This is a genomic window from Thalassotalea fusca (genome assembly GCF_053485835.1).
Genome location: NZ_JBQRUN010000028.1, coordinates 24,772 through 31,217, shown reverse-complemented (window position 1 = coordinate 31,217; position 6,446 = coordinate 24,772). Strand labels below are relative to the sequence as shown.

6 protein-coding genes and 1 pseudogene are annotated in these 6,446 nt (G+C 39.9%); 4 read left to right on the top strand and 3 right to left on the bottom strand.

Going from position 1 to position 6,446, the window contains the following annotated elements:
- A pseudogene (locus ACSLUK_RS19240) lies at nt 1-111 on the bottom strand (IS110 family transposase); the annotation flags it as partial.
- Nucleotides 112-339: 228 nt separating this feature from the next.
- Here ACSLUK_RS19240 and ylqF point away from each other — a divergent pair.
- Nucleotides 340-1,275, top strand: a complete 936-nt coding sequence (gene ylqF, locus ACSLUK_RS19235) for a ribosome biogenesis GTPase YlqF (protein WP_448550416.1) — start codon at nt 340-342, stop codon at nt 1,273-1,275.
- 14 nt (nt 1,276-1,289) lie between these two features.
- Nucleotides 1,290-1,715, top strand: a complete 426-nt coding sequence (locus ACSLUK_RS19230) for an HIT domain-containing protein (RefSeq protein WP_448550415.1) — start codon at nt 1,290-1,292, stop codon at nt 1,713-1,715.
- A gap of 3 nt (nt 1,716-1,718) precedes the next feature.
- Here ACSLUK_RS19230 and megL read toward each other — a convergent pair whose 3' ends face one another.
- Nucleotides 1,719-2,924 (bottom strand): methionine gamma-lyase, encoded by a 1,206-nt coding sequence (megL, locus tag ACSLUK_RS19225; protein WP_448550414.1) that lies wholly within the window; start codon nt 2,922-2,924, stop codon nt 1,719-1,721.
- 370 nt (nt 2,925-3,294) lie between these two features.
- On the opposite strand from megL, the gene ACSLUK_RS19220 reads away from it, so the two are divergent.
- Complete coding sequence (locus tag ACSLUK_RS19220; RefSeq protein ID WP_448550413.1) at nt 3,295-4,821, top strand: sigma 54-interacting transcriptional regulator; 1,527 nt, start codon at nt 3,295-3,297, stop codon at nt 4,819-4,821.
- 29 nt (nt 4,822-4,850) lie between these two features.
- Nucleotides 4,851-5,681 carry an alpha/beta fold hydrolase gene (locus ACSLUK_RS19215; protein ID WP_448550412.1) on the top strand — a complete coding sequence of 277 codons (831 nt, stop codon included), beginning with the start codon at nt 4,851-4,853 and terminating at the stop codon, nt 5,679-5,681.
- Nucleotides 5,682-5,688: 7 nt separating this feature from the next.
- Here the strand turns inward: ACSLUK_RS19215 and ACSLUK_RS19210 are convergent, their stop codons facing one another.
- Nucleotides 5,689-6,417 (bottom strand): DUF2927 domain-containing protein, encoded by a 729-nt coding sequence (locus tag ACSLUK_RS19210; RefSeq protein WP_448550411.1) that lies wholly within the window; start codon nt 6,415-6,417, stop codon nt 5,689-5,691.
- Between the last annotated feature and the right edge of the window lie 29 nt (nt 6,418-6,446).

Sequence of the window (6,446 nt, the reverse complement as noted above, 5' to 3'; positions counted from 1 at the left end):
CAAATAACCTTTCACATGCTGTGGGGGTAATAATTCCACCGTATGTCCCTTTTCCAACAACAGCCTTGCCCAATAATGAGCGCTTGAGCAGGCCTCCATCGCTACCTTGTCAAATTTAAGTGTTGAAGAGCTTTAATAACCGAGCTCTTGATACTGTACCTTTTTTCTCAACGCGACCTTGTCTGTTTAAAAGTACGAAACTAAAAGAATGTTTTGCTAAATCTATTGCTTAATGCAGAGACTAATACAGCGCTAGAAATCAATTGATTGAGCTTTATCAGTGCATATGGCTATTTAACTTGTTAGAATTTGTCCCATCGAAAATTTGATTAAGTTCCTATGGCAATAAATTGGTTTCCTGGGCATATGCATAAAGCCCAAAAAGAAATAAAAGAAATTCTTCCACAAATTGATGTGGTAATTGAGGTTTGTGACGCTAGACTGCCGTTTAGTAGCGAAAATCCAATGATCACTGAAATTAGGGGAGATAAACCGCTGATAAAGATTTTGAATAAATCAGATTTAGCGGACCCTCAGTTAACGAAGCAATGGTTAGAATACTTAGAGTCGCAACATAATGTTAAAGCTATTGCTTTAACTACTGAACAGCCTTCTGTAGCCAAAACTCTGCCTAGCCTGATACGTAAATTAGTGCCAAATAAAGACGAAACAGGCAAGCAAATAAACGTAGTTATTATGGGAATTCCGAACGTCGGAAAGTCAACATTGCTTAATACGCTAGTAGGCAAGTCAAAGGCCAAAGTCGGTAATGAGCCCGCGGTAACTAAAGGACAGCAGCGTATTAGGCTAGAAGATGGTTTATATCTTTATGATACGCCAGGTATGTTGTGGCCAAAGATTATTAATGAAAATAGTGGCTATCGTTTAGCAATCACTAGTGCTGTGAAAGATACGGCCTTCGATCATGAAGAAATTGCCTGCGTTGCTGCTGAGTACTTACTCACTGCTTATCCTGAACGACTCATCGATCGCTATAAACTTGAAGAACTACCTGAGCGAGAAGTAGAACTAATAGAAGCTATTGGTCGTAATCGGGGCTGTGTTAAGAGTGGAGGGCATGTCGATTTTCATAAAGCTTCAGCTATATTAATTAATGAGATTCGAGATAAAACTCTAGGTGCTTTGACTTTTGAGACACCTGATATGATCGAAAAAGAAATTGAATATTTCGCGGAATTAGAAGCGAAAAAAGTTGCTGAGCGAGAAGCACGTAAACTCGCACGTGGTCGTGGCCGTAAAAATAAACGTAAATAATAAGAGATAAGCCAATGGATAGATTATTTGAGTTACACTCGCTACTTGTAAAAGACTGCATTGAAGTGATGGATTTGCCGTTGAGTAAACTATTACTTATGAATGACAAAAATTATCCATGGCTCATCTTAGTGCCAAGAGTACATGATGTCACGGATATCTACCAACTGGATTGGGAAGAACAACAGCAGCTACTTAATGAGTCAAGCATGATCAGCGAAGTAATGATGCAGTTGTTTGACGGAAAGAAGATGAATGTAGCGGCATTAGGTAATATTTGCCCGCAATTGCATTTACATCATATAGTGCGTAAAGAAGGGGATAACGCATGGCCTGCGCCTGTATGGGGTGCTGCTCCGCCAGAGCCTTATTCTGAAGCGGAGCAAGCTGAGCTTATGCAACAGCTCACTCAAACAATTGAAGTGATACTTAGCAAGTAGCTTTTATGCTACTTGCTGTCTATTGTTTTCCACCTGATCTAACGATTGCTTCAAATCTGCAATCATATCATCCACATTTTCTAATCCCGCAGAAATTCGAATCAGACTATCACTGATACCAGCGTCTCTACGCTCTTCAGGAGAGTATGGCGAGTGTGTCATTGATGCAGGGTGCTGAATCAATGATTCGGCATCACCTAAGCTTACTGCTATTGAAAACAGTTCCATGCGGTTAATGAATGCTGCACCACCTGCAAGGTCAGTGTTTAGCTCAAAGGCGATTACACCGCCAGCGGCTTTCATCTGATTACCTATATATTTATAACCACAGTGCGATTTAAGACCTGGGTAATAAACTTTTGATACAGCAGGGTGCTGTTCTAAGAACTCCGCAACTTGTTGTGCATTTTGACAGTGGCGTTCAACTCGAATTGGCAGTGTCTTTAAGCCACGTAAAATTAGCCATGCATCGTGTGGGCTCATTGTGGCACCGATGTCTTTAAGGGCCGTGAGCTTTATGTGTTCGATCATATCTGCTTTACCGCAGATAATACCTGCTACCACATCTCCATGACCGTTTAAGTACTTAGTTGCACTATGAATAATAATGTCAGCGCCATATTTAGCCGGTTGCTGTAGTACAGGCGTCATAAAAGTATTGTCGACGATTGAAATCAGGTCATGTTTCTTTGTGATTGCTAAGATTTTCTCTAAATCTAATACCACCATATTTGGATTTATTGGGCTCTCAAGAAAAACGACTTTGGTATTGGTTCTTATTTCTTTTTCAATGGCTTCAGGGTCTGTCATATCAACAAATGATACTTCAATGCCGAACTTAGTTAGCATGTGACTAAGTAAAGCGAAAGAACAGCCATATACCGCTTTTGAAGATATTACGTGGTCACCACATGACAAATTCGCAAGCAGGGCGCCTGAAACTGCAGCCATGCCTGTGGCTGTTGCCGCTGCATCTTCCATGCCTTCCATTTCTGCAACACGCATTTCAAGTTGGCGTGTAGTTGGGTTTCCTAAGCGTGTGTATATGTAACCTTCTGACTCACCGGCAAAGCGTTTTGCACCTTGCTCAGCGTTTTCAAAAATAAATGTAGACGTTTGATAAAGCGGCGTTGCCAATGAACCAAATTGTTCATCATTGATTCTTCCTGAATGAATGGCTTGTGTTTCGATATGCTTGCTCTTAGTCATAATAATCTCTGTTGTGTATTTTATTATTGTTGTCTGTAGTAATAAGCGCACACTTTCATGTGTACTGCGATTTTGATGTCATAGAAAGAGCAATAACCGAGCCACACGTTAAAGTTTATTAAAAACAATGGGTTATTTGTTTTATAGGTTGTTGTGATTAAATCGTTGTAATAATATTATTACGATTCTGAATCGATAGTAGGCGTTTTCTCATGATAAACAGCGTGCTTGCGAAGGTAAGTGCCTGAAATAATGTGTTTGTAATAAAAAGATTACGGTGTAATATTTGTATTACGAATGGCGCGTTCTATTTAATGCTAAGGCATTGGGAGAGTGCCTAGAAGAGTATTATTAAAAGGTAAGGCAATCGTTGAAAGTAGAAATTCAATCCAGTGATCGCATAGGCATATCGCAAGAGATCCTTTCAGTTTTCGCTGACAATTTGTGGAATCTCAAGGCTATAGAAGTAGAAACATGTGTGACTTATGTCAACATTGAGAACGAAGACGTTTCATTAAACGACATACAGCAAGCACTAACACGTATTAGTGGAATATTCAGTTGTGCAGAAATTTCGTTGATGCCTGCCGAAAAGCGCGAAAATCATTTACAGGCGTTATTGTCTAGAATTCCTGATCCGATCATCGATGTTGATGAGCACGGTAAGATCCTTGCGGGTAATAGAGCTGCGTTAGCACTGTTACCTGAATCGGGCGAAAGTGTTGTAGGAAAAAACATAGAGCGCTTTATTAACGTGCGACATGATGAATTGTTAATTGCAGCAGAGCAGAGTATTTCAGTTACCTTTGCGGAACAACCTTATATAGCAGATATTAATCCAGTCGTCTCAAATGGGAAGGTTACTGGGGCCGTTATTTCGCTCAAATCAATTCAAAAACTTGGACGACAAATTTCAGTAATGCAGTCATCTTCTGATGATTCAATGGCGCGTATCTTGGGCGAGTCTGAAAAAATCTCGTTGGTGAAATCACAAACCAAACGTTTTGCTGAACTAGAGTTACCCGTATTGATTACAGGAGATACAGGGACTGGCAAGGAATTAGTGGCTCGTGCACTACATCAAGAAAGCCGACGTAAGCAGGCCCCTTTTTTAACAATTAACTGCGCTGCATTACCAGAACAACTGCTCGAAAGTGAACTTTTTGGCTATGCTCCAGGGGCATTTTCTGGTGCGTCTAAAGCAGGAAAACCTGGGCTATTTGAAATGGCGGAAGGCGGTACAATTTTCTTAGATGAAATCGCTGAAATGTCTGTTTATCTTCAAGCTAAATTATTACGGTTCTTGCAAGATTATAGTTATCGCAGAGTGGGCGGCACCAAAGAGCGTAATGCTAATGTTCGCGTGATTAGTGCAAGTCACCAAGATTTTGAACAACTTATAGTCAAAGGTGCTTTTAGAGAAGATTTATATTATCGCCTAAACGTGTTAAAACTTTCGTTGCCTGCATTAACGGAACGTATTAGCGATATTCCTATATTGGTAGAACACTTTACAACTATCGCAGCAAAACAGGTCAACATATCTACGCCGTGTTTTGATGAGGACGCCATGAATACGCTGTTAAGCTACACGTGGCCTGGCAATATAAGACAACTCGAAAATTTCATTTTTAGAATTGTGGCATTGTCAGATGTGCAAGTGCTTGATAAAAATATGGTCAATTCGTTGCTTTTCGATTCTGACAACAAAGCGAAAGTTGAACCATCAACTACAGAAGAAGTTACCAGTTGGGCTGATGCGCAAGCACACTTTGAGAAGCAGCTTTTACAACAGTTATTGCCCTATTATCCAACAACACGTAAACTCGCTAAACGATTACAAGTATCACATAATAAGGTCGCAATGAAATTAAGAGAATATAATTTGTCTCGTTAGCTGACCTCGCATTAGATAATAAAAATAATATGTACAATCTAGAAATTATTAGCACAGAAGTCGCGATTTCAGGCGGCAAGTTATATGTCAGACAATGGCGCCCTGAAATATTACAAAGCCATACACCAATATTATTAATACACGACTCCTTAGGCTGTATAGATTTGTGGCAAGACTTTCCTGAACGGTTGGCATTGGAATTAGGCCGAGAAGTCATTGCATATGATCGACTAGGGTTTGGTCGGTCTACGGTTCGGCAAGATCATATTTCGTTGAACTTTATTGATCAGGAAGCTCAAACTGTCTTTCCTGAACTGTGTGCAGCACTCAATTTAACGCGTGTTTTACTTTTAGGTCACAGCGTAGGTGGCGGCATGGCGATCGCGATGGCTGGTAGCACGAATAACTCAGAATTAATCGATGCAGTGGTTACAATATCTGCTCAAGCTTTTGTTGAAGACAGAACAATTGCAGGCATTAAACAGGCTCAAGATTTCTTTCAATCCGAAGGGGCTATAGCCAAACTAGAAAAATATCATGGAGATAAGGCGACATGGGTACTGAGTAGCTGGATAAACACTTGGTTATCACCCAGTTTTAGGGCATGGAACCTTGATAAACATTTAGCAAATATTCGTTGCCCCATTCTGGCAATTCATGGTGAGGAAGATGAGTATGGTTCAACAGATTTTCCGATTCATATTGCGTATAAAGCTAAAGGTTATTCACAAGCTCGGATTTTGGAAAATACAAAGCACACACCTCATAAAGAAAAGCCGACAGAAGTATTAGCGCTAATATCTAGCTTTTTAATGAGCATTGGTCAAACAGTTGAGTCTCAAGAAATTGTTGCAGTTTAAGCTTGTATTAGTTTGGCAGGCTTGCGCTTATTTGCGATTGAACTATTTGTCTAAATTCCGATTTGTCCATCCCAATTTTCACATCAGGGTGATACAGAAGTCGAATTAAGCGTTTGTCTATAGACGAAAACTCAGTTGTAAAACTCCACTTTTGAAAGAAAATACTGTCTTTATATCGATAAGAGTCATTCATTAAGCCTAATGATTGTGTTAGCTCTTCCCTAAGCAAATGCTTTTGAGCGCGTTTGTTTTTTGTACGATGGGTATCTACGTACATAGACGCCTTATATATTGCATTTTGGTTATTCCAATAGACCCAAAATAGACCCCAGTTATCTTTTGTTTTTGATTTAGCATACGGCTCTATTAGTTCATATCCTTTCGCATCACCCAAGTACAAAACATAATTGGCCTGTTCCATGGTTTCTACACGGTAAATTGTAATTTCCTGAATAAGGTCATTAAGCTCTTCTATAATGCGCGTTAGTTCCAGTGATAGATAATCAGGGGTTTCACCAGCCACAAATATTTTTACGTCGGTCTGCCACTTTCTTAAATTACTATTGCTTGAACCGAATTCTGAACCAAATGCTATCTCTTCGAAATAGGACATTACCAGCTCTGATTGTAAGGTGAGTTCCGTTTCTTTCGGGGAGCTTTGCGTTGAAATAGGAAGGGTGCTACAGGCTGAAACTGTGAGTGCCAATGTTATGCAAGCAATTTTCAGGGCTCTCACGGCTTCTCCTTACATATTGTTCAAAACAG

Coding starts and splice junctions, on each gene's coding strand:
- ACSLUK_RS19230 (WP_448550415.1), top strand. CDS start 1,290: ATGGATAGATTATTTGAGTTACACTCGCTACTTGTAAAAGACTGCATT.
- ACSLUK_RS19215 (WP_448550412.1), top strand. CDS start 4,851: ATGTACAATCTAGAAATTATTAGCACAGAAGTCGCGATTTCAGGCGGC.
- megL (WP_448550414.1), bottom strand. CDS start 2,924: ATGACTAAGAGCAAGCATATCGAAACACAAGCCATTCATTCAGGAAGA.
- ylqF (WP_448550416.1), top strand. CDS start 340: ATGGCAATAAATTGGTTTCCTGGGCATATGCATAAAGCCCAAAAAGAA.